The organism is Streptomyces sp. NBC_00012 (genome assembly GCF_045040875.1).
Lineage (GTDB): Bacteria > Actinomycetota > Actinomycetes > Streptomycetales > Streptomycetaceae > Streptomyces.
The window spans coordinates 147967-174247 of sequence record NZ_CP108310.1 but is presented as its reverse complement, the minus strand read 5'-3'; the positions used below and the strand labels follow the sequence as shown (position 1 = coordinate 174247).

The 26281-nt window shown below is 67.7% G+C and carries 25 protein-coding genes and 5 pseudogenes; 16 read left to right on the top strand and 14 right to left on the bottom strand.

The features are described from left to right. Window positions 1-103: 103 nt before the first annotated feature. On the top strand, window positions 104-673 hold the full coding sequence (locus OHA19_RS39815) for a transcriptional regulator (protein WP_331754121.1): 570 nt from the start codon (window positions 104-106) through the stop codon (window positions 671-673). Window positions 674-1235: 562 nt separating this feature from the next. Beyond that, a complete protein-coding gene (locus OHA19_RS39810; protein ID WP_331750478.1) occupies window positions 1236-2615 on the top strand; it encodes a hypothetical protein in 1380 nt (459 codons plus the stop codon). A 250-nt stretch (window positions 2616-2865) separates the two neighbouring features. On the opposite strand, the pseudogene OHA19_RS39805 reads toward OHA19_RS39810, so the two are convergent. Further along, window positions 2866-4069 (bottom strand): annotated as a pseudogene (locus tag OHA19_RS39805) (IS256 family transposase). Between OHA19_RS39805 and OHA19_RS39800 the strand changes: the two are divergent. Continuing rightward, the gene (locus OHA19_RS39800) at window positions 3956-4264 is read left to right on the top strand and encodes a hypothetical protein (RefSeq protein WP_405753542.1); all 309 of its coding nucleotides are present in this window, start codon (window positions 3956-3958) and stop codon (window positions 4262-4264) included. The pseudogene OHA19_RS39805 and the gene OHA19_RS39800 overlap by 114 nt on opposite strands. 287 nt (window positions 4265-4551) lie before the next feature. Here the strand turns inward: OHA19_RS39800 and OHA19_RS39795 are convergent, their stop codons facing one another. After that, window positions 4552-4938: a hypothetical protein gene (locus tag OHA19_RS39795; RefSeq protein WP_405722819.1), complete on the bottom strand. Its 387-nt coding sequence runs from the start codon at window positions 4936-4938 to the stop codon at window positions 4552-4554. 33 nt (window positions 4939-4971) lie between these two features. Between OHA19_RS39795 and OHA19_RS39790 the strand changes: the two genes are divergently transcribed. Further along, window positions 4972-5154 carry a hypothetical protein gene (locus tag OHA19_RS39790; RefSeq protein ID WP_331750482.1) on the top strand — a complete coding sequence of 61 codons (183 nt, stop codon included), beginning with the start codon at window positions 4972-4974 and terminating at the stop codon, window positions 5152-5154. 292 nt (window positions 5155-5446) lie between these two features. Here the strand turns inward: OHA19_RS39790 and OHA19_RS39785 are convergent, their stop codons facing one another. Next, window positions 5447-5719, bottom strand: a complete 273-nt coding sequence (locus OHA19_RS39785) for a DUF6225 family protein (RefSeq protein ID WP_266726666.1) — start codon at window positions 5717-5719, stop codon at window positions 5447-5449. Between the two features lie 276 nt (window positions 5720-5995). Between OHA19_RS39785 and OHA19_RS39780 the strand changes: the two genes are divergently transcribed. Beyond that, complete coding sequence (locus OHA19_RS39780; RefSeq protein WP_331750487.1) at window positions 5996-6370, top strand: tRNA-binding protein; 375 nt, start codon at window positions 5996-5998, stop codon at window positions 6368-6370. Window positions 6371-6414: 44 nt separating this feature from the next. Here OHA19_RS39780 and OHA19_RS39775 read toward each other — a convergent pair whose 3' ends face one another. Continuing rightward, the gene (locus OHA19_RS39775) at window positions 6415-6597 is read right to left on the bottom strand and encodes a hypothetical protein (protein ID WP_331750489.1); all 183 of its coding nucleotides are present in this window, start codon (window positions 6595-6597) and stop codon (window positions 6415-6417) included. Between the two features lie 150 nt (window positions 6598-6747). On the opposite strand from OHA19_RS39775, the pseudogene OHA19_RS39770 reads away from it, so the two are divergent. The 5 genes and pseudogenes from OHA19_RS39770 to OHA19_RS39750 all read left to right on the top strand — a co-directional run. Beyond that, window positions 6748-6903 (top strand): annotated as a pseudogene (locus tag OHA19_RS39770) (ATP-binding protein); the annotation flags it as partial. Window positions 6904-6938: 35 nt separating this feature from the next. After that, complete coding sequence (locus OHA19_RS39765; protein ID WP_331750490.1) at window positions 6939-7463, top strand: DUF1877 domain-containing protein; 525 nt, start codon at window positions 6939-6941, stop codon at window positions 7461-7463. After that, window positions 7454-7777: a hypothetical protein gene (locus OHA19_RS39760; protein ID WP_331750491.1), complete on the top strand. Its 324-nt coding sequence runs from the start codon at window positions 7454-7456 to the stop codon at window positions 7775-7777. Before OHA19_RS39765 ends, OHA19_RS39760 begins: the two co-directional genes overlap by 10 nt. 143 nt (window positions 7778-7920) lie before the next feature. After that, entirely contained in the window at window positions 7921-8292 is a 372-nt protein-coding gene (locus tag OHA19_RS39755) for a RacP protein (protein WP_331750492.1), read from the top strand. 63 nt (window positions 8293-8355) lie between these two features. Beyond that, window positions 8356-9251 (top strand): annotated as a pseudogene (locus OHA19_RS39750) (IS5 family transposase); the annotation flags it as partial. A 61-nt stretch (window positions 9252-9312) separates the two neighbouring features. Here OHA19_RS39750 and OHA19_RS39745 read toward each other — a convergent pair. After that, window positions 9313-10377 (bottom strand): serine aminopeptidase domain-containing protein, encoded by a 1065-nt coding sequence (locus OHA19_RS39745; protein ID WP_331750495.1) that lies wholly within the window; start codon window positions 10375-10377, stop codon window positions 9313-9315. A gap of 113 nt (window positions 10378-10490) precedes the next feature. Between OHA19_RS39745 and OHA19_RS39740 the strand changes: the two genes are divergently transcribed. Further along, window positions 10491-11126: a GNAT family N-acetyltransferase gene (locus tag OHA19_RS39740; RefSeq protein WP_331750496.1), complete on the top strand. Its 636-nt coding sequence runs from the start codon at window positions 10491-10493 to the stop codon at window positions 11124-11126. A 35-nt stretch (window positions 11127-11161) separates the two neighbouring features. Continuing rightward, window positions 11162-12007, top strand: a complete 846-nt coding sequence (locus OHA19_RS39735; protein ID WP_331750783.1) for a PaaX family transcriptional regulator C-terminal domain-containing protein — start codon at window positions 11162-11164, stop codon at window positions 12005-12007. A gap of 380 nt (window positions 12008-12387) precedes the next feature. On the opposite strand, the gene OHA19_RS39730 is transcribed toward OHA19_RS39735, so the two are convergent. Continuing rightward, complete coding sequence (locus OHA19_RS39730) at window positions 12388-12918, bottom strand: tetratricopeptide repeat protein (protein WP_331750497.1); 531 nt, start codon at window positions 12916-12918, stop codon at window positions 12388-12390. 159 nt (window positions 12919-13077) lie between these two features. Here OHA19_RS39730 and OHA19_RS39725 point away from each other — a divergent pair, with 159 nt between their 5' ends. Then, a complete protein-coding gene (locus OHA19_RS39725) occupies window positions 13078-14370 on the top strand; it encodes an IS256 family transposase (RefSeq protein WP_331750480.1) in 1293 nt (430 codons plus the stop codon). Window positions 14371-14874: 504 nt separating this feature from the next. On the opposite strand, the gene OHA19_RS39720 is transcribed toward OHA19_RS39725, so the two are convergent. Further along, window positions 14875-15525: a hypothetical protein gene (locus OHA19_RS39720; protein ID WP_405722825.1), complete on the bottom strand. Its 651-nt coding sequence runs from the start codon at window positions 15523-15525 to the stop codon at window positions 14875-14877. A 65-nt stretch (window positions 15526-15590) separates the two neighbouring features. Here OHA19_RS39720 and OHA19_RS39715 point away from each other — a divergent pair. Beyond that, window positions 15591-16345 (top strand): annotated as a pseudogene (locus tag OHA19_RS39715) (IS982 family transposase); the annotation flags it as partial. 41 nt (window positions 16346-16386) lie between these two features. Here OHA19_RS39715 and OHA19_RS39710 read toward each other — a convergent pair. After that, the gene (locus tag OHA19_RS39710; RefSeq protein WP_331749768.1) at window positions 16387-17181 is read right to left on the bottom strand and encodes an SDR family oxidoreductase; all 795 of its coding nucleotides are present in this window, start codon (window positions 17179-17181) and stop codon (window positions 16387-16389) included. An 88-nt stretch (window positions 17182-17269) separates the two neighbouring features. After that, window positions 17270-17887, bottom strand: a complete 618-nt coding sequence (locus OHA19_RS39705; protein WP_331750502.1) for a TetR/AcrR family transcriptional regulator — start codon at window positions 17885-17887, stop codon at window positions 17270-17272. A gap of 102 nt (window positions 17888-17989) precedes the next feature. Between OHA19_RS39705 and OHA19_RS39700 the strand changes: the two genes are divergently transcribed. After that, complete coding sequence (locus tag OHA19_RS39700; protein WP_331749772.1) at window positions 17990-18142, top strand: hypothetical protein; 153 nt, start codon at window positions 17990-17992, stop codon at window positions 18140-18142. 457 nt (window positions 18143-18599) lie between these two features. Here OHA19_RS39700 and OHA19_RS39695 read toward each other — a convergent pair whose 3' ends face one another. From OHA19_RS39695 to OHA19_RS39685, 3 genes are all read right to left on the bottom strand, one after another. Continuing rightward, window positions 18600-19538, bottom strand: coding sequence for an AraC family transcriptional regulator (locus OHA19_RS39695; RefSeq protein ID WP_331750505.1), 939 nt, complete (start codon window positions 19536-19538; stop codon window positions 18600-18602). Between the two features lie 33 nt (window positions 19539-19571). Then, window positions 19572-20495, bottom strand: coding sequence for an NADP-dependent oxidoreductase (locus tag OHA19_RS39690; RefSeq protein WP_331754112.1), 924 nt, complete (start codon window positions 20493-20495; stop codon window positions 19572-19574). Window positions 20496-20880: 385 nt separating this feature from the next. After that, a complete protein-coding gene (locus OHA19_RS39685) occupies window positions 20881-21957 on the bottom strand; it encodes an IS110 family transposase (RefSeq protein ID WP_331750508.1) in 1077 nt (358 codons plus the stop codon). A gap of 183 nt (window positions 21958-22140) precedes the next feature. On the opposite strand from OHA19_RS39685, the pseudogene OHA19_RS39680 reads away from it, so the two are divergent. Continuing rightward, a pseudogene (locus OHA19_RS39680) lies at window positions 22141-22485 on the top strand (helix-turn-helix domain-containing protein); the annotation flags it as partial. Window positions 22486-22917: 432 nt separating this feature from the next. Here the strand turns inward: OHA19_RS39680 and OHA19_RS39675 are convergent. Further along, window positions 22918-24873 (bottom strand): hypothetical protein, encoded by a 1956-nt coding sequence (locus OHA19_RS39675; protein ID WP_331750511.1) that lies wholly within the window; start codon window positions 24871-24873, stop codon window positions 22918-22920. A 26-nt stretch (window positions 24874-24899) separates the two neighbouring features. Beyond that, on the bottom strand, window positions 24900-26279 hold the full coding sequence (locus OHA19_RS39670; RefSeq protein ID WP_405722831.1) for a glycoside hydrolase family 5 protein: 1380 nt from the start codon (window positions 26277-26279) through the stop codon (window positions 24900-24902). Window positions 26280-26281 lie beyond the last annotated feature (2 nt).

The window sequence follows — 26281 nt, the reverse complement described above, 5'->3', positions numbered from 1 at the left end:
AGAGACCGAGGCGGACCGAGTTCGCGGCGCAGAGAGGCGTACAGAAGATCTGTCCACGCTGACGAGTAACCAGTTCGCACGACGAGGAAGGGGGGAGAGACTCATGCCGGAGAGGAACATCGACTTCGGGAAGTTCGGCGCCCGGGGCATCAAGGGCAGCGACGCCGTCGCACGCAAGCTCGACGAGCTGGCGGACGGCAACGTCACCCCGGTCACTGTGAAGCGCGGTCTGATGGCGCGGCTGCACTACCTGACCCGGACCGACCACAGCCGCCGGGCGGCCCGCGATGCCGGACTCACGGTGACCGACCGCACGCTGAAGGCGTGGCTGGAGGAGCGGCGCCGGCCGTCGAACGCCAACCTGGAACGCATCGACGCCGCCTATCGCCAGGTCCGCCGCCAGAATGTCGCCCGGCACCTCCTGCGACGTCTGAATGCCAACGGCGGGACACGGGTCGAGATCCACCCGCTGAACCAGTCGCAGGTGCCGCGGCCGCTCCAGCGGCTGGTGGAGTACCGCGCGATGAACGTCCGCCGCTGGGACCGCATCGTCGAAGCCTGGTCGGCCGGCGCCCACCAGGCCCTCGACGACTCCTGGGAAGACGTCATCGTCGACCTGGGATCCCCGTGGGGTCAGTACGAGTACGTCACCAACATCGGCTTCGCCGCGTAGAGCGCCCCTGCGCCCGTTAGTCGCCCCAGTCTCCCAGGAGCCCGGGGCGGTTCGCGTTCGGCCGACAGGCCGTCAGGTGGGCGCGCGTTCGCCTTGCTCTTGCGCCTGTGAGGCCCTGCCGAACGATCCAACCGTCCCGGGGGCGGAAGCGTCGAGTACGGCAGCTGGGTATCGCCGCGGACGGCGATGTCGCCGACTTGAGCGAGGAGAGCAAGACATCACCCTCCGGGAGCCTTTCGTCGTTCCTGGGCTCGGGCGACACGGGCTTCAGCGACTAGCTCTTCGAGGTCTTCCATCGTCTCGAACGCCAAGTCCCACCCCTCATCATCGGCCGGGCCGGCAGAGCAGGTCGACCTTGGTGTAGCGGGCCATGAGCGAGGACAGGCGCATGGCCGCCTCGGCTTCGGCGAGCTCGTTCACCCCCGGCAGGCCGCTCTCGGACATTCCGCTGCAGAGAGTTGGCTCGAAAATGCTGTACAAGAAGGGTTGCTGACGATGTATAAGAGAGTAAGTGAATCGCTGCATAAGATGTGCAGCACTCGGCAGGGAATGGGGAATCACGTTGTCTCACGTCCACCCGCTCGCGAACGGGGCAAGCACCGACCACCCGGTGCCCGGCCTGCCGTTCGTCGACGACTCGCACATCCCCCTTGACAAGGGTCCCGAAGCCATCGAGGCGGTCGGCCGCCACCAGGGCGACGGCATGTGGGGACGCTACGACCACAACCGTGAGAGCGGTGGCTGGCACGCCTTCACCACCGACCCGCTCAACCACACCCTGGGCTGGTCGGTGCGCTACCACCCCGAGCACGGCCGGACCGTGCTGCTGATGCGCGACCAGGACACCTCCGACCTGCACAGCCAGTGGTCGGGGAGCCAGCTACTGTTCCGCGCCGGCGGCTACTGGTGGGACGGCACCACCTGGTACCGGCCCGGACAGGTCTGGGACCCTGTCGCGCAGGACCACGAACGGCGCAAGTCCCGCGCCGCCGCCACGGTCAGCGCCGCCGACATGCTCGACCGCCGCGCCGACCCGGCCCGCGCCTCCATCGGCAAGGTCACCACCTTCGATCCCGAAGTCCCGGCCCCGGAGAACTGGCCCGACCACCTGGCACTGTGGGCCGCCCGCCACCAGGAGCAGGAGACCTCACGCCCGCTGGACAAGTGCGTGGTCGATATCTCCAGCCCCGAGCTCACCGGCGCCCAGCTGCTCGGCATCCCGGACATGGCCGAACTCGGCGGCATCACCGCCTCCACGCTGCGCGCCTACATCTCGCGCGGCAACAGCGAGGTACCTCAGCCACAGGCGACGGTCGGTGGCCGCGACCAGTGGGCCCGGGCGGTGGCCGACGACTGGGTGGACGCACGCCAGCGCTCCTACCACGGCGTCCAGGCCGCCATGTCATCCGGCAACCGTGACAACCTCTCGCCCGGCGGCGCCGAGGTCCGCGACCACTTCGCCGACGACTTCCACAGCCTGCTGTGGGACCGGCCGGACGTGCGCAAGCGGTGGATCCTGCGGGCACGCAACGAGAACTCCGTCCGCGAGGTCGCCGACGCCCTGGCCTGGGACGTCGCGGTCAGCCTGGACCGCATCCTGCCCACCGACATCCTGGGCCCGTCCATCCAGGGCGCGGTCCTCAACGACTTCGCCGACGCCATTGACCTGAACGGCAAGACCGGGGCGCACGCGGACGACAAGCGGCACCTCTACCTCTTGAGCCCGGTCGCGAAGATGCTCGACTGGTTCATCCGCCACCACCCCGAATCCGCCCACCACTACATCGGCGAGATCACGCGCGAGGCCCACACCCGGTGGCAGATCCCGGCAGACAAGACGCTCCGGACCCTGCGCCGGGCCGTCGCCCTGGATGGCAAGCTGAGCGAGGAGGACCGCAAGGCGTTCTTCGCGCTTCTCGCTCCGCCGGCCGAGGTCGACTGACCCGCACCGGGCCCCTTCGCGACTGTAGCCGCACCCGCACGACCGCCTCATGCACGACCAGAAAGACGCCCCGCCCACCAAGATCTTCGCGGTCCCTCTTTACAACGGAGGCTCCCCAGAACCACCCTCTGCCGACCGCCACCGGGACAGCGCACCACGAACAGCACGAGTACTGGGGTGCTCGTTGCCGAGCAGCCGTTCGTGGGCGAGGGGGTCTGTCAATCGAACGGTGTATCAGGGGTGTTTGGGGTTACTGACGGGGTGCGGAGAGGCGGCGGTCGAAGGTGATGTCGAAGGCGTTCGGCGCGGTCTTCCAGCGCAGGGTCCAGCGGGTTTGCCCCTTGCCGGTGGGGTCGAGGGACATGATCGCCATGTAGACGCATTTCAGGGCGGCCTGCTCGTTGGGGAAGTGGCCGCGGGCCTTGACCGCCCGCCGGATCCGGGCATTCACCGATTCGATCGCGTTGGTCGTGCAGACGATGCGGCGGATCTCGGTGTCGAATCGGAGGAACGGGGTGAACTCCTCCCAGGCGTTCTCCCAGAGTCTGACGATCGCCGGATACTTCCTGCCCCACGTGTCGGCGAGCTCGGCGAATCGTTCGAGCGCGGCCTCCTCGGTCGGCGCCGTACAGACCGGCTTGAGAGCCCTGGCGATCTTGTCCCAGTCCTGGCGGGCGGCATATCGGAAGGAGTTCCGCAGCAGGTGGACCACGCAGGTCTGCACGATCGTCCTCGGCCAGACGGTCTCGACCGCGTCGGGCAGGCCCTTCAGCCCGTCGCAGACGAGCATGAGGACGTCGTTGACGCCGCGGTTCTTGATCTCGGTGAGGATGTGCATCCAGTGCTTGGCGCCCTCGCCGCCGTCCCCGGCCCACAAGCCGAGGATCTCGCGCCGGCCCTCGACGGTGACGGCCAGGGCCACGTAGATCGGCCTGTTGGCGACGGCGCCGTCGCGGATCTTCACGTGGATGGCGTCGATGAACACGACCGGACAGACCGGGTCGAGCGGGCGGTTCTGCCATTCGGCCATGCCCTCGAGGACCTTGTCGGTGATCGTGGAGATCGTCTGGCGGGAGACGTCGGCGCCATAGACCTCCGCGAGGTGGGCCTGGACCTCGCCCGTGGTCAGGCCCTTCGCCGACAGGGAGATGACCATCTCGTCCACCCCGGACAGGCGCTTCTGCCGCTTCTTGACGATCTTCGGCTCGAACGCCCCGTCCCGGTCGCGAGGGACGGATATCTCCACCGGACCGACGTCCGTCAGCACGGTCTTCGTCCGGGTGCCGTTGCGGGAGGTTCCCGCCGTTCTTCCCGGCCGGATCGTGCTTGTCATAGCCGAGATGGTCGGTGATCTCGCCCTCCAGGGCGGACTCCAGCAGCCGCTTCGTCAGCTGCTGGAGCAGTCCGCCCTCGCCGGTCAGCTGCAGTCCCTCGGCCTGAGCTCGGGAGACCAGCTCGTCGATCAGCCGGTCATCCACCACCCTCGCCGGCTGCGGCTCTACCGCCTCGCTTATCTGGGCCTCGGCCACGTTCTCACTGGTCATCGATGCATCCTCCATGATCGGGAGTTACACCGAACGATTTACAGTCCCGCGGGCGCCGGCAGCACGGACCGGGCGGCGAAGGCGGAAGGGGCCGCCGGGGTGTGAGGGCTCTACTGAAGGGGTTGTGGGCGGGGTGATTCGGCGCCTTGCCGCAGTTGCTGCATCCCGGTCGGGTCGTGAGCCGTCGGGCGTACTCTCGCTCGGGTGTCGGGCACGCCGGACGCCGGGGCAAGCGCTTGGATATTGGCCGTCGTGGCGGCCGCTGTTCCCATGGCGAAGAGCGTCTCGGAGGCACTGTCGAAGCTATCGCGGAAAAGGTCATCGATACTGTGGCCGGAGTACCGAGACCGAAGCGCATGGGCAGCGCCCAGTCTTTCGGCTGCGAGCAGGATTTAGTCAGCGATGTGCGGGTGCTGTTTCAAATGCTCTGGGAGAGCGGCGAACAGTGTCCGCAGGGGACGTTCGGCTGCTGAGGCGGGATCGGCGATGCAGTGGAATGCCTGTGCGAGGTCGGGATGGTGTTCGCGTGTCAGGGCCCAGACGCGGGCGGCAGTGGTCCGCAAGTGTGCGTCTTTTGCGTCGGGCGGCGGCAGGGCGGGTGCCTCGGGGTCAGCGGCGATGATCCGGTCGAGCAGCTTCCGGGCAGGCGCGAAAGCGTCTGACATATACGCGGCGGTGGGGGCGAGGATCTTCATGTGCCTGTGCAGTTCTGCAGTAATCTCCCAGTGCAATCTGCCTGAACCCACGCCACGTTCAGCCGCTTCGAGGGCGCCGAGCATCTGGCCTGCTCCGTACTCGACCTGTTCGCGCCGGTGCTGGGGACTCAGCCGCTCCAGCACAGCGTCGCCCTGAGCTATCTCCACCGACCGGCCTGCCTGGTCATCGAGCACGTCTTCTACGACGTGCCGCGGCACGCGGTGACCCTCGACTACAGCGGCCGCCCGTACGTCACCCGGCACCGGCCCACCCCGGAGGAGCTCGCGCGCCGCGAGTAGCTGGCCCGGCCCGCCCTTACTGCTGATAGGCGGATCGCCCCGTCCTGCGGCCGGTACCGTGCCGGATGAGACGTCGACAGAGCGCCTGAACCGCAGCCAGCACCGGTCACGCCGTCTGCTCAAGGCGCAGAGGCACAGCCACTCGACCGGCCTTCTCAGCTCGGGCCCGGCGCAGCGCGGCGGCCTTGGTCCCCGCGGCCTGGCGGCGGCGCTGGGTACGGGCCGCCGCGATCGGGGCCGGTGCGTCGCCGGGCGCGGCTGCCGGCTCCGGGAATGCCGTTGCGCGGGAGCTTCAGTCGAGCAGGTCGTACTCTCCGGGCGTCCAGTCGGCAAAGAGAGTGAGCGCCTTCTCCTTCTCTGCCCGTTCGGGCGTGGTGCCAGTGGCCGGCCACCAGTTCTCCACGTGGTGGGCGTCGACGAGGACGGATTCGCGGTACCCGCCGAAGTCGCCGGGGTCTTCAGCGACACCAATGTGAATGGGGGTGTCGTCGGGCAGGTCCTTGAGTGCTGCGCGGAGCTGCGCGGCGTTCCATACCTGCGGGGCGTGGTCAAAGACGTCGGTCATGCGCACAGAGTGCCGAACCAGGCGGCGTTGCTGGTGGAGACACGGCTGTACCCCGGGCCAGAGCGCTGATCCGGGGTACAGGGGGCTGGGGTGAAAAGCTGATCACCGGTGGTGAAGCAGGCCCGGCCGGTGGATACCGTAGCGCGTCGAGGACCCGCTCGGGAGGGGCGGGATCGTAGTGGTCGGTGCCGGATTGCTCATCCTTGACCACTCTAAGTAACGTAGGCGTGATCGCACACGACACTCGGAAACACCGACGTGAAAGGGATGACGGCCATGAGTGCCACGCAGTCCACAGAAGAATCCGAGGAAAAACCCCGGGAAAAGATCGACGCCGACCAGTTCTTCGCCTGCGAGCTGCGAGTGGGGCGCGTGGTCGAGGTCGAAGATTTCCCGGAGGCCAGGAAGCCCGCCTACAAGGTGTCCGTTGACTTCGGCCCGGCAGGCATCCTGCGCACGAGCGCACAGGTCACCCACTACGAACCGGAGTTCCTGCTGGGCGACCTGGTTGTCGGCGTGGTGAACCTCAAGGCCAAGCGCATCGCGGGCTTCCCAAGCGAATTCCTGCTGCTCGGCTCCTACGACACGGACGGCAGGGCCCAGCTCCTCGTCCCGGCCAAGGGCGCCGCGCCGGGTGACCTGGTGGGCTAGTGTCCTGCCAGGTCCGTTGCCCGATCGCGACCTGTCCGGGTTGATCACGTGAGGCCGAGGGTCGACAGCGGCCGGTGGTAGTCGCGGCTGGTGCGGCGGAGGGCGGCGGCGATGTTGGTCTCGCCGTTCTGGCGGAAGACGCTAATGGCGAGGTTGCGCAGGCCGGCCACGATGCGGGGCAGCACGCTCTCGTCCACGGTGTCCGCAGGGCTGGAGGTGAAAGGCACCGGGTGAGCGGTGACCGCTACGGGCGCCGACAGCACCGCATGCCCGAGGTCTGCCGTGGCGTAGCGCAGGCGCACCGTGGCGGTCGACTCCCACCGGGTCCGATCGCAGCGCACCCCCCGTGCCGCGATCTCCAGCGTCACCGGCACCTCCGGGCACTCAGCGACTGGTATCCCCTCTTCCCCAACCCCGTCGTCGCCGAGTCCCTCCTGGACCGGCTCATCAACACCAGCCACCAGGTCATCATGAACGGACCCAGCTACCGCCCCAACAAGCGTCCGAGGAACCCCACCGACAAGACCAAGTAGGGAAAACCGGTGGACGTCGTCGGGATACTGCCGTCATGGCCGTCACTCAGCAACTCGCCCGCATCCCGGCGGAGTATCTCGCCTCCTGCCGCCAGTCAGCCGACGCATCGCCGGATGGAGATCCCTTCTGGGATCCGCCTTCGGCGGACGTCCTCGACCTGGACTGGGCCCCGTTCCTGCTCGAACGGGTCTGTGAGCTGGGAGGTCTCGATGACGTCCATCGCAATGCTCTCCGACAGGCTCTCGACGGTGACACCGCCATCGACCTCGCCTTCTTCAACACGCATCCGCATGCCATCGGCCCCTTCGGGCCAAACCCCACGGCCCTCTCTGCGGCTCAAGTGGCTCGCGCCGCGGAACTGCTCGGGCAGATCGACTTTCCGGCCCTCCTGGCCGCCCTGCCCACAGACGAGGCAGAGGCCGCCTCCTTGATCGGCAACGGCGCGGACAAGATCGTCGGTGGCCCCAAGAAGTACCTGCTAGAGCACTTCAACGCCATGCATAAGTTCTACCGTGGTGCGTCTCAACGGCAGTTTCTCGTCGTGCTCTGGTGGGACTGACCGACAGCCCCAACGTCGGCTCACGTCAGCAGCTGGGGAATTACGTGAACTTCCGCCTGGGGAATTACGCGAGCGTCCACAAGGCCGGTGTGCGGGCCGGCGAGGTACTGGTTGAAGGGGTGGATCACTGCCGACCGGCCGCCGCCCGCAGTGACGTGTGTCTGGGGTCCGAGAGCTGGATTCCATCCAGTGCAGCATGTCTCGTCCACTGGGTTTCCGGCGGAGATCACGAACACCTGAGCTATGAGCGCGTGGATCTCGTCGATCTGGACGTCCGCGACGATCTCGAAACCGGTCATCGTGGACAAACCTGACCATGCCGCTGCATGGCCAGGCTTGGTGGTGAGACGCAACGCTCAGCCCCTCGCGCAAGCGTCCACGCAGGACGCCGACACGTGTTCTGCCCTTCAGGACCGGTACGTGGGACGTGCAGGCCACCGTACCGAGCATCGTTTTCGTGGGGTGCCCTTTTGAGGCGAGGCCGGCCGGGCTGGCCTTCGACCAGCTCAGCAGGGCCTCGGCTCTGAGCAAGAGCCAGGTCCGGGCGGGCCTGGCCTGCCTGCGGGACATCATCACCGAGCGCGGCTGGCCGCCGCTGATCTGGAACCGGGCGGACGGCTACAAGTTCTGCTCCGACCCCGTCGAGCTCCAGGCATACGAGGTCGCGGTGATCCGCGAGAAGCTCACAGAGATCCGCCGGTTCATCACCGGGGTCGTGGCCCCGCACGCGGCTCTGCAGCCCAAGGGCCAGTGGGTCAAGCACCTGAACACCCAGCTCAACTCGGTGGAGTCCACGCTCGACGTGATCGCCGACTACATCGACGCGTGAGCGCCATGGTCCGGCCGCTTCGCGGCCGGACCATGGCCTTCGCCTTGAGGGGAGGGAGCGCGCATGGCCCGGCGCCGATGCTATCCGTCGGACACCTGGGACGACGAGTGGGCACTGCTCGAACCGCTGTTGCCCACCCCGGCCTGCGAGACGAAGGCCAGCGGCCGGCCGGAGAAGCACCCGCGCCGGGAGATCGTGGACGCGATCCGCTACGTCGTTGACACGGGCTGCAAGTGGAGAGCCCTGCCCAAGGACTACCCGCCCTGGCGGACCTGCTACGGATTCCTGGCCAGGTGGGCGGCGGCCGGCATCTTCGGTCAGATCCGCGACCAGCTCCGCCAGCGGGTCCGCCACGACATGGGCCGGTCCCCTGGCGCGGTCGCCACCATTATCGACTCGCAGTCGGTGAAGGCCGCCGAGACCGTCGGCAAGGACTCCCGCGGTTACGACGCGGCGAAGAAAATCAATGGCAGGAAGCGGCACCTGGTCGTGGACACCAAGGGCCTGCCGCTGTTCGTCATGGTCACCCCCGCCGACATCACCGACCGCGACGCGGCCAAGGAAGTGTTGTTCCGGCTACGGCTGATGCACCCCGAGATCACGATCGTCTGGGCCGACTCGGCCTATGCTGGACAGCTCGTGACCTGGGCGAAGAAGTACCTGAACCTCACGATCAAGACCGTGAGCCGGCCCAAGGACGCGAAGGGGTTCGTCGTTCTTCCCCGCCGCTGGGTGGTCGAACGCACTCACGCCTGGGTCATGCACGCCCGCCGACACGCCCGCGACTACGAACGCCTCATCCAGCACTCCGAGGCGCTGATCACCTTGGCCGCGATCACCCTGATGACCAGGCGCACCACCCAACGACAGTCCCGCCGCAAGGGCCAGCCGCCGCCCCGCGAAGCCCAGCGGGACTGATCGCCCCGGATTCTTCGGGAAGAGTGTCGACGTTCGCTTCAAAGCGCACCGGGCGGTACACGTGAACGTGCACCATGCGCCATGGCCGAGCTTGCGGGAGTGTCATGGGGTGGCGTGGCTGACGCGGCCGAGTTCCTTGAGGAACTGTCGTTGGCTGTCCAGGAATCCGTCCGCGAAGAGCGAGTGGGGGGAGAAGAGCGCGGTGAGCGTGATCTTGAGGTCCGACTGCTCAATGGACTGCTTGAGCAGTGAATGGGTCGCGTCCGGGTAATGCTTGACCGTCAAAGCGCCGCCTGCGTCCAGCACCTTATGGTAGGTGCGCTCCGTGTCGGCGGTGTCCACGTTGATGTCATGGCCTGCGAGGGTCAGCAGCACCGGTACGCCGCGCAGGGCGCGGAGGTCTTGTGTGGCGTCCGCGGTGTAGTTCTTGGAGATGAAGCCCCAGCGGTCGGCGGTCATGCCGTCCGCGTCGCCGCGCATCGCCTTGACGTACTCCTCGAAGGTCGCATGGCGTTCCAGCAGCCGGAGGGTGGTGTCGCTCTTGGCGGTCTCCGCCTTGGTGCGGGCTGCTGATGCGTCGTCGGCGCGCAGCTCGGCGAGGAGGTTGTAGCGGCCCTGCTGGAGCCAGTTGATGGCGGGCGAGACGGCGATGACGAAGCTCACGGGCGTCTTGGCGGCGATCTTCGGCAGGACCCAGCCCGCCTGGCTGGCGCCCCAGAGTCCGATCCGGTCGCCGTCGATGTCCGGGCGGGCGCGGGCCCAGGCGATGGCGGCGGCTGCCTCGTTGGCCCGATCGTCCATGGACTGGTCGAGCCAGTTGCCTGGTGCGTCCGCGACGCCGGGCTTGTCCCAGGACAGGGAGGCGTACCCGGCCTTGGCGTTCGCCTCCCATATGGGCTTGTAACCGTCGTCGTGGGTGGCGTCGACGGGGCCGTCGCCGTGGACGTACACGACCAGGCCGTGGTGCTTGAGGCCGTCCCTGGGGATGGCCAGTACGCCGTTGAGGGTGTGGCCGCCGTGGCGGATCGTGACCCGCTGCTCGTCCATGTCGTATGAGTTCTGCCACAGCACCACACCGACGAGACCGGCGGCCACGATCAGGACCGTGACGAGTGACCACACGGCGATGCGGAGCCCGTGCCGTCGGGGCTGGGTCTTTGGACACATGGGATGGCTGCCTCTGTTCGGGTTTGAGTGGACACCTAAACTATCATGGACGGAACGATCACCGAGAGTTTGATAGATTCGGGTCGAGGTTTCAGGGAGGAAGGGAGCACGGCATGGGACTGAACGTGACAGGCACCGGCACTGGACCGGTGACAGTGCGGCGGGGCGTTCCGGCCGGAGCCGAGCGGCGGGCGGCCGAGCTGTACTGGGACGCCTTCGGCCGCAAACTCGGTCCCGCCCTGAACCCGCCGGGCAAGGCGGTGCCCTTCATCGCCGCCCACCTGAACACCGATCGAGCGGTCTGCGCACTCCTGGACGGGCAGCTCGTCGGCCTCGCCGGCTACCAGTACGACGGGCGGGCCCTCACCGGAGGATCGGCCTGCGCCGTACTGCGCGCGTACGGACACGTACGCGGACTGCACCGACTCCTGCTCCTCGCCCTGTTCGAACGCCACCCGGCCCCCGGACAACTCGTCATGGACGGCATCGCCGTGGACCCGGCCATGCGCGGCCGGGGCGTCGGGAGCCTGCTCATCGAGGAAGTAGCCGCCGTCGCGGCGGAGCGGGACTGCCGGGAGATCAGACTGGACGTGATCGACACCAACCCGCGCGCCAGGGCCCTGTACGAGCGGCGCGGCTTCACGGCCGTACGGACCGAGCACACGCCCTACCTGCGCGGACTGCTCGGATTCGGCGCGGTGACCACCATGCACCGCCTGGTCGGAACAAAAGGAGTGAGAGAACTGTGAGCGCCGAGACCGACCACGTCGAGGTCCCCACCCGCATGCTCGTCCACGCGCTGATCCGCGAGGACGGCACCGTCGACGCGGATGAGCTGTACACCGTCGCCAACACCCTGGGCATGAGCGACCAGCAGGTACGGCTGTGCATCAAACGCCTCGTGTCTGAAGGCCGCTTCACCCACGAGGGCCGAGGCCGCAAGGCGGAGCTGCACGCGACCACGGACACCAAGCGTGCCCTCGCCCCCAACGCGGACTTCCTGCGGCACGCATTCCAACAGGATGCCGGGCTCGCGCCCTGGGACGGTGTCTGGCACCTGGCCGCCTTCGCGGTGCCCGAATCGGCGCGCACCGCCCGGGACGCCCTGCGCGAGACGCTCGTCCACCTCGGTGGCGCCCCGCTCCAGGGCGGATTGTACGTCTGCGCCAACACGTGGGAACCGTACGTCGAAGAAGCGGCCCACCGGCTCGGCACCCACGGCGCGCTCACCCTCCTCACCACGACGGACCTACGCAGGGGCGACACCCAAGAGCCTGCCGAACTCGCCAGACGTCTATGGCCCCTGCAGGAGATCGCCGATCGCTACTACCACCTCAGCCGTATCGCCCAGCCCCGCCTCGCCCGGCTCACCGGCCCTGCCGAACTCTCCCCATCCGCACTCCTCACCATCGCTGTCGAGCTGGCCGCCGAACTCACCCGCGCCATAGAGCCCGACCCGTTGCTGCCGCCTCAGCTCCTGCCCCGGCCCTGGCCCGGCACCCAGGCCCGGGAGCTCATCGCCCAGTGCTGGGCGGCTCTGCACGAACGTGACCAGGGCGAAGCCCGCCCGACTCTCTTCCGCCTCTACGCCGACATCACCCGAGAAACAGCAGACCAGACCACGCACTGAAGACGGAACGGACGGCGCGGGTCGTGCCTGATGGGCGAAGGTACCGCGAGGCCACCTGCCCTTGCGGACGGACAGGCGTCAGATCAAGGTTGTGCACTTTGATTGGCTCTGTCGCCGAACGTGCACAGGCTCGAAGCCTGCCCCCATCAGTGGAATCACAGGTCGGCCCACTTCCACGATCGGCGTGGCACCTCGGGTGTGCGAAGTCGTCGAGCCGATCGACCATTACTTAGAGTGAGAAAGAAGCTTCCGCCCCCACAGCCACGCTCATCGCAGCAGAAAGCCGATCTCCCGTCGAACACTGCCGTGTTCATGCCTGTCGCGGACACGCCCACCGGCCAAGGCCCTCCTGCGCTGGCCTTGTGCAGGGTAGGTGCTTCCTATTCGGGGCGGCCGTCGGCGAGCCACTGGGCGAGGCCACGCAGTCCGACCGCCCACCGCCCGAGGTCGGTGACCTCGGCGTGCCCGGTGACCTCGGCGTGCCCGGTGACGACGGTGAGCAACTCGGCCACCGCCTCGTCTGGCCGCTGGGCGTCGTTGAGGGTCATGGCGCGGAAGACGCGTACGGAGTCCGAGTCGGGGAACTCCCTGCGGGCGCGGTCGAGCACCGCTAGCGACTCGTCCAGCTCGCCCAGCCACCTCAGGGTGCTGGCGTACTGGCACAGGCACCGGCGCAGGACGTCACCGTCGAGGTCGAGGGCGAGCGCCCGCTCGTAGTAGCTGCGGGCGGTCTCCTCCTGGCCCGCGGTGTCGTAGGCGCCACCTACCTCGTATATGAGGACTGGGTGACCAGGGTGTTCGGCAAGCAGTGCCTGGAAGTAGGCGATCGTCGGCGCCATGTTCGCCCGGTCGCGCTGGTCGTAGCCACGTTGAATCGCCTCGGCCAGTTCGGGCGTCACGTCGGTCGTCACTGCTGCGCCTCCATGCGTACGGGTCCGAAGATCGGCTCACCATAATGCAGCCTCGTCCGCAGGCGCCTGCCTGTGGGCCGGCCCGGCGTTGGCAGCGTTGGCGTCTGTACTGGGACTGTAAATCGTTCGGTGTAACTCCCGATCATGGAGGATGCATCGATGACCAGTGAGAACGTGGCCGAGGCCCAGATAAGCGAGGCGGTAGAGCCGCAGCCGGCGAGGGTGGTGGATGACCGGCTGATCGACGAGCTGGTCTCCCGAGCTCAGGCCGAGGGACTGCAGCTGACCGGCGAGGGCGGACTGCTCCAGCAGCTGACGAAGCGGCTGCTGGAGTCCGCCCTGGAGGGCGAGATCACCGACCATCTCGGCTATGACAAGCACGATCCGGCCGGGAAGAACGGCGGGAACTCCCGCAACGGCACCCGGACGAAGACCGTGCTGACGGACGTCGGTCCGGTGGAGATATCCGTCCCTCGCGACCGGGACGGGGCGTTCGAGCCGAAGATCGTCAAGAAGCGGCAGAAGCGCCTGTCCGGGGTGGACGAGATGGTCATCTCCCTGTCGGCGAAGGGCCTGACCACGGGCGAGGTCCAGGCCCACCTCGCGGAGGTCTATGGCGCCGACGTCTCCCGCCAGACGATCTCCACGATCACCGACAAGGTCCTCGAGGGCATGGCCGAATGGCAGAACCGCCCGCTCGACCCGGTCTGTCCGGTCGTGTTCATCGACGCCATCCACGTGAAGATCCGCGACGGCGCCGTCGCCAACAGGCCGATCTACGTGGCCCTGGCCGTCACCGTCGAGGGCCGGCGCGAGATCCTCGGCTTGTGGGCCGGGGACGGCGGCGAGGGCGCCAAGCACTGGATGCACATCCTCACCGAGATCAAGAACCGCGGCGTCAACGACGTCCTCATGCTCGTCTGCGACGGGCTGAAGGGCCTGCCCGACGCGGTCGAGACCGTCTGGCCGAGGACGATCGTGCAGACCTGCGTGGTCCACCTGCTGCGGAACTCCTTCCGATATGCCGCCCGCCAGGACTGGGACAAGATCGCCAGGGCTCTCAAGCCGGTCTGTACGGCGCCGACCGAGGAGGCCGCGCTCGAACGATTCGCCGAGCTCGCCGACACGTGGGGCAGGAAGTATCCGGCGATCGTCAGACTCTGGGAGAACGCCTGGGAGGAGTTCACCCCGTTCCTCCGATTCGACACCGAGATCCGCCGCATCGTCTGCACGACCAACGCGATCGAATCGGTGAATGCCCGGATCCGGCGGGCGGTCAAGGCCCGCGGCCACTTCCCCAACGAGCAGGCCGCCCTGAAATGCGTCTACATGGCGATCATGTCCCTCGACCCCACCGGCAAGGGGCAAACCCGCTGGACCCTGCGCTGGAAGACCGCGCTGAACGCCTTCGACATCACCTTCGACGGCCGCCTCTCCGCACCCCGTCAGTAACCCCAAACACCCCTGATACACCGTTCGATTGACAGACCCGACTGAGACGCGCCAGAGTTCCAAGCCATGGCCAAGCACTCCGCAGCAGGAACTTGCGGGGATCAAGCGCGGAGCCAGAGTGCCCTGCCGAAGCGAACCAGGAGCCCGGAACCCACGGGCTACTCTGCCCCCCGAGCCGCAGCCGCCCTTCAGTTCTCTCTGGATCTCCCCTGGAGGTGCCCACCGGACAGGCCGCCGGCTGCGGGTCTCGCTGCACCTGGGCACCGGTCGCATCATCCGAGCCGACGCCCACGACGCCGACGCCCTGGATCCCCTGCGGATGCAGGCGCTCGGTGTCGTACCAGCCGATCCATGGGAGCACGGTACCTTCTACCTGGTCAGCTCCCGCTAGGTGATTGATTCCAAGGGATCGCCTGCCCGTACGAGCGCTCGTCGTTGCCGCAACGCAGCCACCAGGCCACGGCCGTCGAAGCAATTTGGCGTCACTGGCCTCCGGGTCGCCGGTCAAGATGCGTCGCTGGAGAAGCCTGGCCGCAGGATCGACCGTCCGGCCACCAACGCCGCACGGATCGCTGCGAAGTTGGCGCCGCCATGGTCGAGAAGGTCGGTGGCCAAGACGTCTTCGAGCTCCAGCTCGTCGTCGATATCGCTCGCGAAGTTCTGGCGGTTCGGATGACCCATGACGAATGCCTGGGGATCTTCGGCGAACACCATGTTGAAGCCGGAGGTGTTGATGACTATGCGGGCGGTGGTGCGTCCGCAGACGACGAGGACGCCGTAGTTGTCGTGACCAAAGACGCCGTTCGACGCGGTTAGGTCACCGCGCACCACCACGTTCGGCTCTCCGGCGACGAAGATGTTACGTGCCCGCAGGTCTCCAGTCACCAGCAGAAAACAGCCGCCACCATAGGACGACCACGACAGGTCCCCACCGACAGTCAGGTCCCCCGCCACGATCACGTTGCAGGGATTCCCGTCACCGGGTGGTTGTGAGACAAGGTCGCCGTCAACGGTCAGACCGGTGGCGTACAGGCGAATCTCCTGATCGCGAGCGAAATCCCGGTACGGATACCCGACGTCGGCCGACACCGCGAACCTCCTTTCGGCCTCTTCAGCGTCGAGGATTCGATGTTGTGGCAACAGACTCGTGGACATGCTGCCCAATGTAGGTGATCAATCCCAAGGGGCGCCTGCGGAGACGAGAACGAGGGCGTCCAAAATTGCTTTGTGACAACAACTTGGACACCCTCGCGACAGCGCTCTATGCGACGGCCGATGACCTGCTGAAGGAGCATCAGGACGTGGCACCGTGGCGACCACCGGTCGGCCGCGCCTGAGCGATGCCGAACTGGTCACCCTCGCGATGATGCAGGCCATGCTCGGCTTCACCTCCGAGGCCAAGTGGCTCCGCCACGCCGGCGCCCACCTGCGGCACCTCTTCCCCTACCTGCCCCAGCAACGTGGCTACAACAAGCGGCTGCGCAAGGCCGCCCGCCTGTTACGCGGGATCACCCGGATCCTGGCTACCAACACCTCGGTGTGGAGCGACGACGTATGGATCGTGGACTCCACACCTGTGGAATGCGGCCGCGTACGCGAGACCGTCAACCGCTCCGACCTCGCCGGATGGGCTCAGTACGGCTACTGCGCCAGCCACAGCCGCTTCTTCTGGGGACTGCGCCTGCACCTGATATGCACCCTCCAGGAGCTGCCCGTCGCCTTCGCCCTGACCGGAGCCGAAGCCGACGAATGCGAAACCCTCCTCGACCTCCTCGCCGCCGAACCGGACTTCCTTCAAAGCAGACCCGGACAGACACTGATCGGCGACAAGAACTACTTCGGCCGCGCCTTCGAACACGAAATCGCCGGTCACGGGACCCAGTTGCTGCGGCCGACCTGCAAAGGTGAACGGCAGCGACCCGGCACGCACTCCTTCAAGCCCCTGCGGCAAGTCATTGAGTCGTTCAACGAGAGCGCGGTGAGGTGGGGTGCGTTCACGGTTCGCCGGCGGGCCCTTTACGCGCTCGGGCGTACGCTGCGTTCGGCGATGCGGATCAGGGGGCGCTCGGGTACCAGGCGGCTGACGACGCGTGACACCAGGGCGTTGCCGGCGCCGTCGACGACGGTCGCCTTGCGTCCGCCGAGTGCCGTGAGTGCTGTGGCGACGACCTGCTGCGGTGTGCGCCGGGCGCCGACCGACGCGTTGTCACCGGCCACGTCGAAGAACGGGGTGTCGGTGGCGCCCGGGCAGATCCCGAGGACGGTCACACCGGTGCCGCGGGTCTCGCCCCAGAGGGAACGCGTGAAGGACAGGACGAATGCCTTCGTCGCGGAGTACACCGCCATGTGCGGCACCGCCTGGAATCCGGCCGTGCTGGCGACGTTGATGACGGTGCCGCGCCCGCGCTCGACCATGCCGGGCAGGAGCCGGGTGGTGTTGCCGACGAGCGTGCCGACGTTGAGCTGCACCTGGGACGCCATGTGGCCGGGGTCGGCCTCGGCGAGGTCGCCGTGGGAAGCGAAGCCGGCGTTGTTGATGAGGATGTCCACGGCGACGCCCTGCTCGTCGAGCATGCGCGCGAGGGTCTCGGAGGAGTCGGGCAGGGATAGGTCGAGGGCGATGGGTCTGACAGTCACGCCGTGCTTGGTCCGCAGGGTCGAGGCGAGTTCCTCCAGCTTGTCTTTCGAACGGGCGACGAGGACCAGGTCCACACCGCGGGCGGCCAGCTGGCGGGCGAACTCGGCGCCGATTCCTGACGAAGCGCCGGTGACGACGGCCAGCTGGGAGGTGAGGGTGTCCGAGTAGTTCATATCTGTCTCCATACCTACTTGAAGGTTTTTTTCTTGGTGATGAAAAGGCCCGGCTTGCCGACGTGCGTGATGTCCGGCCTGCCCGCGTTCAGTGAGCTTCGATGGTCGCCTCAATGACTTCGGCGAGAACGCCCGCCGCACGGCGCAGCTCTTCGGGAGTGGCGCGCCCCGTGGCCTCGAGGACGCCCTTCAGCCCGTCGAACGCACCTACGAATACGGTCGCCAGCGCATGGGCGTCGGCCGAGAGATGCAGGTCGCCCGCGCGGGCGCCGGCCAGGAGGAGTTCTTCGACCAGGCCGACCCACTCCGCGAGAACGGACACCTGGGCGTGTTCCTGCGGTGACTCGGTGGTGAGTTCGCGGTCGAGCCGTACGACGGACCATCCCGCGGGTTCGGCGATGACGAGGTCCACGAGGACGGGGACGAGTCCGCGTACCTGTGCGGCCGGCCCTCCGAGCCCCTCGAGCTGCCTGCGCACATGCGCAAGCATCCCCTGCTTCTGATCGTCGACGACCGCATGGGCCAGGGCCGCCTTGCTCTTGAAGTGGAAGTACACGGCACCCTTGGTGAGGCCGGTCTCGCTCACCACGTCGTCCATCCGCGCCAGGGCATACCCCTTGGCATCGAAGACACGGGCGGCCGCGCGCAGAATCTCCCGCCGCGTCGCAGCGCCCTTCGGTGTCAGTTGGTCCACTGGCCTTCCCATGCCCCGATACTAAATACCTTCGAGTCGGTTTTTCAAATTGATCAAGAACCGCACTGCCCGGAGGACCCCGGCCGCGGCGAGCGGCGAACTGGAGTGCGCGGCATGACCGGCCGGATGTCGGTGCCCGATCCGGGAATCGTGGAGGCGACCCAGACCGCCCTCGACGAGGCCCTGGCGGGCCGCCCGCTGGTCTCAGCCGAGCGGTTCGCTCGTCCATGCGCCCCCTGCACGCCGGGCTCCGGCTGCGCACCCTGACGCGGCCGGCGCGAGCGATCGGCTGCTATCCCGGTAGGAACACGCCGGTCCCCACACGGTCCTGGCCGCCCAGGACCGTGTCCGAGGGGCCGAAAAGCGGCACGGCTGGATCAGTGTCGTGGACAGCGAGGCTGCCGAACTGCTGTCCACGCTGCCCGCGCCACCGGCGGATCGACGGCAACCCCCGCGCGGATCGAGGACAAGGCCGCCTTCAACATCCTGCTCGTAGCGGCCTGAGTGCCGGAGCAGGTGCGGATCCCAGGCCTACGCGTCGAGCGAAACTGCCTCCTCTGGCCGAGCTCCGGCGCGCCAGGTCGGTGCGCGGCGGCTGGTGGTGCAGTGCAGGGCCGACTCCGGCGGAACAGTGCGCAGACCCTGCGGTCGCACGATCAGTGGAACAACCCGTCCGGTAGCAGAAGTCACACGACAACCAACGCTCAACTACTGGCGCAGGACACTAGGCAGCCCTGGTCTGGCGCCGGTAGCCGCCCGGGGCCAGGCCGTACTCCCGCTTGAATGCTTTGGCGAAGGAGAACTCCGAGCCGTATCCGGTGCGGGCGGCGACCGTCGTCAGTGGGGCGTTGGACTCGCGCAGCAGACGGGCGGCGGTCGTCATGCGCCAGCGGGTCAGATAGGCCATCGGTGGTTCGCCCACCAGCGAGGCGAACCGCCGGGCGAAGGCGGCGCGGGACAGCCCTGCCCGCTCGGCCAGTGATTCGACCGTCCACTGGACCGAGGGGTCGTCGTGAATGGCCGACAGGGCAGGCGCCACCGCCTTGTCGCCCAGGGCCGCGGCCCACCCCTGGGCGGCGGTCGGGGGCTGATCGTCCAGCCAGGCCCGCAGGATGTAGAGGAGCAGCGAGTCGATCAGGCTGGGCACGATGCCGTCCGAGCCGATGCGTGGGTTTTCCAGCTCGGAGCCGAGGAGTTGGACGGCGGCGCTCAACTCCGGATGGCGGCCGTGCCGTGTCGGCAGATGGATCACCTCGGGCAGGTGGCGCACCAGGGGGTGCGGGCGGCTTTGGTCCAGGTGGTAGTCGCCGCACAGGAGGCTGGTCTCGGGGCCCTTGCCACCGAGTGTGAGCGAGCCGATCGGTGAGCCCCGTTGGATCTGCTCCGCCGTGGCCTCCACGGCCGGGGTGGAGGGATGATCGGCGAGGATATGGCCCCGCCCGCTGCGCAGGAAGATCACATCACCGGGGCTCAGCGGGATCGGCTTGAGATGCGGTGGTGTGTCATTGAGGGGGACCAGCCAGCAGGTCCCGTACAGCACCACATGGAACCCGGCGCCTGCGACTGGCGGCAGCCGCACGCCCCAAGGGGCGCGGCCGTTGGTCCGTACGGATGCCGGGTGCCCGGTGCGCATCGAGGCCAGCGCCTCGGTGAGGATATCCATCCGCCTTGCTCTCCCTGATTCGGCCCGTCGCGGTCAGACCGTCAGGACAATCTTGCCCTGTACGTGTCCCGAGGCGACCAGCTCATGTGCCTTACCGGCCTCCTCCAGCGGGAACGTCTCCTCGACGTGCGGGCGGATCAGGCCCGCGTCGACCAGGTCGGCGATCGCTTCGAGCGCGGCGTAGTCCGGCTCGACCGAGATGCCGGCGAAGCGCCGCCCGGCGGCCTCGACGCGTACGGCGAGCTTTGGGTCGGCGTGTTCCACGATGCTGATGAGTACGCCGCCGGGGCGCAGCACACTGAGCGAGAGATCGCCCTGGGCCGTGGAGTCGAAAACCACGTCGGCGTCCTTGACGGCCTCGGTGAAGTCGGTGGTCCGGTAGTCGATGACCTCGTTGGCGCCGAGGCCGCGGACGAAATCGTGCCGGGCCGGACTGGCCATGGCGATCACATGGGCGCCGTGTGCCTTCGCGATCTGTACCGCGAAGTGGCCGACACCACCGGCTGCCCGGTGGATCAGTACCCGGTCGCTCTCCTTGACGCCTGCCGCCTGTACCAGGCCCTGCCAGGCCGTGAGCGCCGCGAGGGGGATGGCGGCGGCGTGCACATGGTCGAGCGAGGCGGGCTTGCGAGCCACCTGGCGGGACGGTGTGGCGACGTACTCGGCGTACCCGGTGGCGGCGCGGGGGAAGAACGGCATCCCGTATACCTCGTCACCCACCTCGAACCTGGCGCCGGGGCCGACCTCTTCGACCACCCCGGAAATGTCCCAGCCCACGCCGAACGGCGGCTCACCGAGCAGTGGGAAAGCGCCGGACCTGACGAACACGTCCACAGGGTTGACCGCACTGGCGTGGACCTTGACAAGAACCTCGCCGGGCAGCGGCTTCGGCCGCTCGGTCTCCACGACCTCAAGGACCTCGGGGCCACCGAAAGACTTCTGGAACACTGTGCGCACGGTAACTCTCCCTGGTTCGACCGGTTGATGTCCGGCTTGGCGCCCTGCTTGATGTCCCCAACCCTAGAAAGATCGAATGAGCCGCAGAATAGCCTTCCGTCTCGGCTACATGTCCCAGCGTCTTGTCGGCGGGTACTCTCGGCCATAAATGCCTCAGGCGTCGATGACACCCTTGACGATCATGAAGTAGATGATCAGGCCGTGGCGCCCGCCAGAAAGGCCGAGCGGTGCGTCGGCCTTGCCAGTCCGCACAGCCAGGACTCTGGGTCAGCTGTAAGGCCAGGAACCTCAGCGTCGGGTACAAGTGCCCGCAGCGGGTTCAGACCCACACGTACAGGACGGTTTCATCCCAGCAGGTTGAGTGCAGGGGATGCTCCTATAGATGTCAAGCGGCAGGAGCAAGGTCGATTTGGGTGATTTGGCCCGCTGGCGTGCTGGTGAGAGCGCGGTAGACCTCGCGGGCGACGAATCGCTTGAGGCAGCGCATGATGTCCTTCTTCGAGAGTCCTTCCTTGGTGCGCCGCTCGACGTAGGCTCGGGTGCGTTCGTCGTAGCGCATGCGCACCAGGACGATGGTGTGCAGGGCGTTGTTCGCGGCACGGTCGCCGCCGCGGTTGAGCCGGTGGCGGTGGGTGCGGCCGGGCGAGGCCGGGATCGGTGCGACGCCGGCCAGGTGTACGAAGGCTGCCTCGGAACGCATCCGTTCAGGGTTGTCGGCGGCCGAAGCCAGTAGTTGGCCGGCGGTTTCGGGGCCGACGCCGTAGAGCTCCAGGAGCACGGGGGCGGCCTGCCGGGTCAGCGGGCCGAGTTCAGCGTCCAGCTCGGCGATCTCCTCGTCCATGGCCTGGTGGCGGCGGGCCAGGCGGCGTAGCGCCGCGCGGGTCGCGGCCAGCGGGCGGGACAGGTCGTCGCCGGGCCGCAGTCGGGCCAGGGCGCGTATCAGGGCCGCACGGTCCATGCCGGTGGTCTGCTCACGGAGCATCGCCGGCGCGGAGACGAGCAGACCCCGGATCTGGTTCATCGCCTGGGTGCGGGCCTTGACCGCGCTGCGGCGGGCGACGCGCAGCACGCGGACGGCCTCGACCACGCCGTCCCTGCTCTTGGGAGTGCCGGTCGCCCGGCCGGACAGGACAGCCGTCGCGGCGGCGTAGGCGTCGATCGGGTCGGACTTGCCCTTCATCCGGCGGGTCTTGCGGTCCGGGCGGTCCACGTCGATAACCGCGATCCCGGCCGCCGTCAGCACGCTGGCCAGTTCGGCCCCGTAGGCGCCGGTGCCCTCCACCCCTACCGCGATCAACTTGCCGTGGGAGCGCATCCAGTCCAGAAGTTCCCGGTAGCCACGGATCGTGGTCGGGAACTCCCGGTCGGCCAGATGCCTGCCGACGGGGTCGATCACCGCGGCGTGGTGCGTCAGACCGTGGGTGTCGACTCCGCCGGTGATCTCCGGGGCGTTGTGCGTCATGCTTGTCGTGTCCGTCCTTGCCAGTCCGTGCCGAGGGCGGCACGCGCCGGTCGGGCGGGTGGACAAGACAGTGACGGGGCTTCTGGACCAAGCTCCTGACTTGTTGAATCGACCCCAGATGCTCGGTCTGCAGCCGTAGCGTCCAGGGTGTCGGTCGGCATGGACCCGCAGGCGGTGGGCTGCTGGCGAGCCCGGTTCGGGCAGTACCGGATCGCCGGTCTGGGTGATATGCCGCGTCCGGGTGGCCCAAGGACGGTGACGGACGAGCAGGCCGCCGCGGTGGTCACCAGGACGCTGGAATCTACGCCGAAGAACGCGACACACTGGTCGACACGGTCGATGGCGAATGAGATGGGACTTTCGCAGTCATCGGTGTCACGGATCTGGCGGGCGTTCGACCCGCAGCCGCACCGCTCGGAGATGACCTTCAAGCTGTCGACCGATCCGTACGTCGTCGACAAGGTCCACGATGTCGTCGGCCTCTACCTGGACCCGCCCAAACGGGCATTGGTGTTCTGTGTGGATGAGTCGGGTCGGACTGGGGCGCGGTGACACCATTTCTGGTGTTCCGTTTCCCCGGCCCGCCCGCCGAACCGGACGTGCCCGTCTCCGAGCATCCGGCTCTCCACGTGCTCTTGCCGCCGGTTAGCCGACGGCTGCCGGTATTGGCGTCCATGGTGTCGGTATGTTCCGCCTCCGATATCGGTAGCGGACCACCGGAACCTTTTGGGGTTGGATCAGCGAGATCCCGTCTTCGGCCGACGTTTCCCCGGGAGGAAACGCCGGAACAAGGATGCCCACGGGACACGAGGATGTCGTTTACGCAGCCAGCGGGTTACCCGATGCCAGGAATACTCATCGAGATAGCAGCCACGCAACCGTCGACTTTCGTTGAGACGGTCGAATCGTCATGCCTGTCCGATTCCTTGGGGGACGCCGGTGACGTCCCGTTGGTGTGGTTCAGCTGAACGTGATCGTCAGGTGGAGAGCGCCAGGGTGCGGGATGCGGAGTAGGTGGGCGCGGCGGGTGGCGTCGCGCAGGAACGTGGTGGGGCCGCTGGTGAGGCTGGCGGCGCGTGGGGCATCCCACCGGATCAAGATCGTGGTGTCGCCACGGCGCACGGTAAGGCCGTCCGCGGCAGCCGAAGTCGCGCTGCCGTAGGCCGCCTCCGTGCCGTCGGTGAAGGTCACCTGGTCGGTCGGGTGCAGCACGAGCGGGATCAGTTCGCTCGCCGCCGAGCCGGCGGTCACGACGCGACGCACGGACTGCCGGGCGACAGTGATGTCGGTGGTGACCGCGGAGTCGGGGGTGCGATACCGGATGCAGAAGGGTTCGCCGGGGGAGAGGTCGCCGCCGGTCCAGGGCCGTGCGGTGGGCGCACCGGTGAAGTACTCGGCCGTCAGGTCGCTGTTGGCGTCGAGCCGGCCGCCGTCGAACTCGGTGGCCCAGGAGTCGCCGTTGTTGAGTGAGTACACGACCATGCCTGCGTCGGGGTGCCACAGGAAGGTGAGGCCGGAGCGAACGAGGCTGGTGGCTCGGGTGCCGAAGAAGGTTCCCAGGTAGAGGCTGGGGCGCCGGATGAAGAGGAAGTCCTGTTTGGCGTCACGGCGGAGTTCGACGAAGTTGTCCTGCCTCAGGTACGGCAGATCGGAGATCGCGTCGTTCTTCTCTGCACGGGTCGGGGACCCATCGCCGTAAGGGACGTGCGCGATGACGCGCGGGGAGGTCTTGCCGCGCTCCAGCACCGGCACGGGATTCGGATCCGCTGCCCATGCGGCGCGTGCGTCCGCCCGGTCCTCGCGGGCGGTGAAGAACGCCGCGAGCTCGGGTGTTTCAGGCACGAAGAGCGAGCCGAGGTGCGTGCGGTCGGGCTCCAGCATGACCCCGTCGTACGAGAGGGAGCTGGTGCGGGCGGAGGCGGCGACGTTGGTGAAGTAGCCCGATCCATCGGGCTCCCACACCAGGTTGTAGCCGAGCCAGGGGGCGAATTTGCGGGCCATGGAGAGCATGGCCGGATCGCCGGTGAGGTGATAGAGCTCGGCCATGTCCGGCAGCATGACATCGAAGTTGTAGCCGACGTCCATGCCGCGTGGTTCGTAGAAGAAACCTTGTGGGCTCTGACCGCGGTCTGCGATGAAGGTGATGCGTTCTGCCAGCCGTGTCTGCAAAGCGGCATCGGGGTCCAGTTGCAGACTCAGGGTCGCGCCTGCGAGGCCGGCGATGTAGTGGTTGGCGTATCTCAGGGGGTTCTGCCAGACGGTGGTGTTGCCGGGGTCGAGGAACCACACCATCGCTCTGTGCACGGCGGTCCGGATCTCGGTCTGCCGCTGGGGCAGGGCCCCGACCGTGCGCAGAACCTGCAGCGTCTTGCTCAGATACCCGAGTCCGAAACCGGTGGCCGCTCTGGAATATTCGGTGGGGCGGTACTCCGGCCATGAGCCGTTGTCGTGCTGCAGGCGCAGATAGTGCTGGAGCGCTGCGTCGAGGCGGGCCAGCAGTGCCGGGTCACCGGCGTACGGGTTCCAGGGCCGGGAGTTGGCGTAGAACCAGCTCAGTGTGTACACGTGCTCCTGGATCCGGGCGTTGTACGGCTCGTCCGGCGTGCGCCACCAGCCGCCCTTGAACCAGCCGTATGTGGCCGGGTCGGCATCCTCGATGTCGTTTGCCATCGGCGCGAGGGTCACCAGGTACGGCGCGTACCGCTGCTCCTCGGGGGCGAACAGCGTGCGGTCGGGGAGTCCCGGGGGCAGCGGGTCGAGGAGCGACAGGGCGGTCGTCCCCTCGGTGGCGCCGGCGGGGCGGGCGGGCAGCGCGGTCAGCAGCGCTGCGGCGCCGGCAGCTCCGAGCAGCGCGCGGCGGCTGAGGCCGGGGAGTCCCGGCGCGGTGTGGATAGGTCTGTCGGTCGGGTGTCGCACTGGTGTCTCCTTCTGAAGAGGCGGTTTCAGCTGCGGGTGAATTCAGTGAGGAGTTCCGCCAGCGGCGTGCGAGGTATACAGGCGTCGACGCGGAATGAGCCGGCCAGAGCTGCGATGCCGGCGTCGTCGACAGTGGCGAAGAGGGCGGCGAAGTCGGCGAGCATGGGCTCCCCAAGCAGAAGTTCACGGACGAGCCGGCGCACGTACCAGCGCTGGCCGAAGGGCTGCGGGTCGAAGTCGGGGTACTCGGTGGCCATCAGCTCATCGAGCGGGGCGAGGGCGTGGCCGATGCCCTCCTCGCCGGTGGACCAAGGCTCGGTGCCCAGCCGCTCCTTCTTCTCCCTGATCGGCTGCAGCAGCCGGGACCAGGGTGAGTCGGGGGCGAGGGACACCAGCCCGGACAGATGGGTGTCCTTGTAGGTCCAGATGGACCAGTTCGCCCCGTGCTCACGGTAGATCTCCAGCTGATCGCGCAGTACGGCGTAGCGGTGCTTGTCGACTGCGGGGTCGCCGGAATAGACCGGCCCGAACTCGCCCACCCAGACTGGTGTGCCCGTTCTGCGGGAGTGCTCGGTTCGCTCCAGGAAGCGCTCCTCCAGCCAGCTGCGGTCGACATACTGTCCGCGTACTACGCCCGGGTACTCGGTCGCGTCACGGATTCCGGCGAGGGCGTAGTCGTGGGCGGAGTACACGGTGTTGTCGAATCCACTGCCGATGGCATCGAAGTCGTTGGCGTAGCGGTTGCCGTCGAGGAAGATCACATGGTCCGGGTCTATGGCCCGTACGGCGTCGACGAGTCGGCGGTAGAACGGACCGATCACCTCGCCGGTGGGATCGCCGGGCTCGTTGAGCAGGTTGAACCCGGCTACCTCGGGCCGGCCCCGGAACCGGTCCGCAAGCGCCTCCCAGATGGCCACCACTCGGTCCTGGAAGTGGCGGTGGCGCCACAGCCAGGCATGGTGGCTCGGATTGTCGCTGTGCTCGGACTGGTTCTGAAAGCCTGGTGCGGCATGCAGGTCGATGATGGTGTAGATGCCGTGCCGGGCGCAGGCGTCGATGGCGCTGGTGAGCCGCCGTATTCCGTCCTCCTTGATGTCGAACGGGTTGGCATCGTCGGAGAGGTGCCGGTAATTGACCGCAATGCGAACGCAGTTGAGTCCGGTGCGGGCGATCAGCGCTGCGTCGGCGTCGGTGAAGAACTCGTCCAGGATAAGGTCGAACAGCCGGTCGGCCTTTTCTGCGCCCATGGAATGCCGCAGCGCGTCCCTGGCCTGGTGCTCGGCGCCGGGGAAGCCGTTGAGGAAGTTCTCCATCATCATCCAGCCGCCGAGCCCGGTGCCGCGCAGAGTCACTGGATTTCCGGACGGGGTGACGAACCGGTCACCGGATACTGTGAGCATTTCCATGA

Excerpts from the sequence above, each read along its gene's own strand:
- OHA19_RS39745 (WP_331750495.1), bottom strand. The coding sequence starts at position 10,377 with ATGTGTCCAAAGACCCAGCCCCGACGGCACGGGCTCCGCATCGCCGTG.
- OHA19_RS39705 (WP_331750502.1), bottom strand. The coding sequence starts at position 17,887 with ATGGGAAGGCCAGTGGACCAACTGACACCGAAGGGCGCTGCGACGCGG.
- OHA19_RS39815 (WP_331754121.1), top strand. The coding sequence starts at position 104 with ATGCCGGAGAGGAACATCGACTTCGGGAAGTTCGGCGCCCGGGGCATC.
- OHA19_RS39735 (WP_331750783.1), top strand. The coding sequence starts at position 11,162 with ATGCTCGTCCACGCGCTGATCCGCGAGGACGGCACCGTCGACGCGGAT.
- OHA19_RS39695 (WP_331750505.1), bottom strand. The coding sequence starts at position 19,538 with ATGGATATCCTCACCGAGGCGCTGGCCTCGATGCGCACCGGGCACCCG.
- OHA19_RS39780 (WP_331750487.1), top strand. The coding sequence starts at position 5,996 with ATGAGTGCCACGCAGTCCACAGAAGAATCCGAGGAAAAACCCCGGGAA.
- OHA19_RS39710 (WP_331749768.1), bottom strand. The coding sequence starts at position 17,181 with ATGAACTACTCGGACACCCTCACCTCCCAGCTGGCCGTCGTCACCGGC.
- OHA19_RS39720 (WP_405722825.1), bottom strand. The coding sequence starts at position 15,525 with ATGTCCACGAGTCTGTTGCCACAACATCGAATCCTCGACGCTGAAGAG.
- OHA19_RS39725 (WP_331750480.1), top strand. The coding sequence starts at position 13,078 with ATGACCAGTGAGAACGTGGCCGAGGCCCAGATAAGCGAGGCGGTAGAG.
- OHA19_RS39700 (WP_331749772.1), top strand. The coding sequence starts at position 17,990 with ATGACCGGCCGGATGTCGGTGCCCGATCCGGGAATCGTGGAGGCGACC.
- OHA19_RS39670 (WP_405722831.1), bottom strand. The coding sequence starts at position 26,279 with ATGGAAATGCTCACAGTATCCGGTGACCGGTTCGTCACCCCGTCCGGA.
- OHA19_RS39740 (WP_331750496.1), top strand. The coding sequence starts at position 10,491 with ATGGGACTGAACGTGACAGGCACCGGCACTGGACCGGTGACAGTGCGG.
- OHA19_RS39785 (WP_266726666.1), bottom strand. The coding sequence starts at position 5,719 with ATGACCGACGTCTTTGACCACGCCCCGCAGGTATGGAACGCCGCGCAG.
- OHA19_RS39765 (WP_331750490.1), top strand. The coding sequence starts at position 6,939 with ATGGCCGTCACTCAGCAACTCGCCCGCATCCCGGCGGAGTATCTCGCC.
- OHA19_RS39795 (WP_405722819.1), bottom strand. The coding sequence starts at position 4,938 with ATGCTCGGCGCCCTCGAAGCGGCTGAACGTGGCGTGGGTTCAGGCAGA.
- OHA19_RS39685 (WP_331750508.1), bottom strand. The coding sequence starts at position 21,957 with ATGACGCACAACGCCCCGGAGATCACCGGCGGAGTCGACACCCACGGT.
- OHA19_RS39800 (WP_405753542.1), top strand. The coding sequence starts at position 3,956 with ATGGTCGGTGATCTCGCCCTCCAGGGCGGACTCCAGCAGCCGCTTCGT.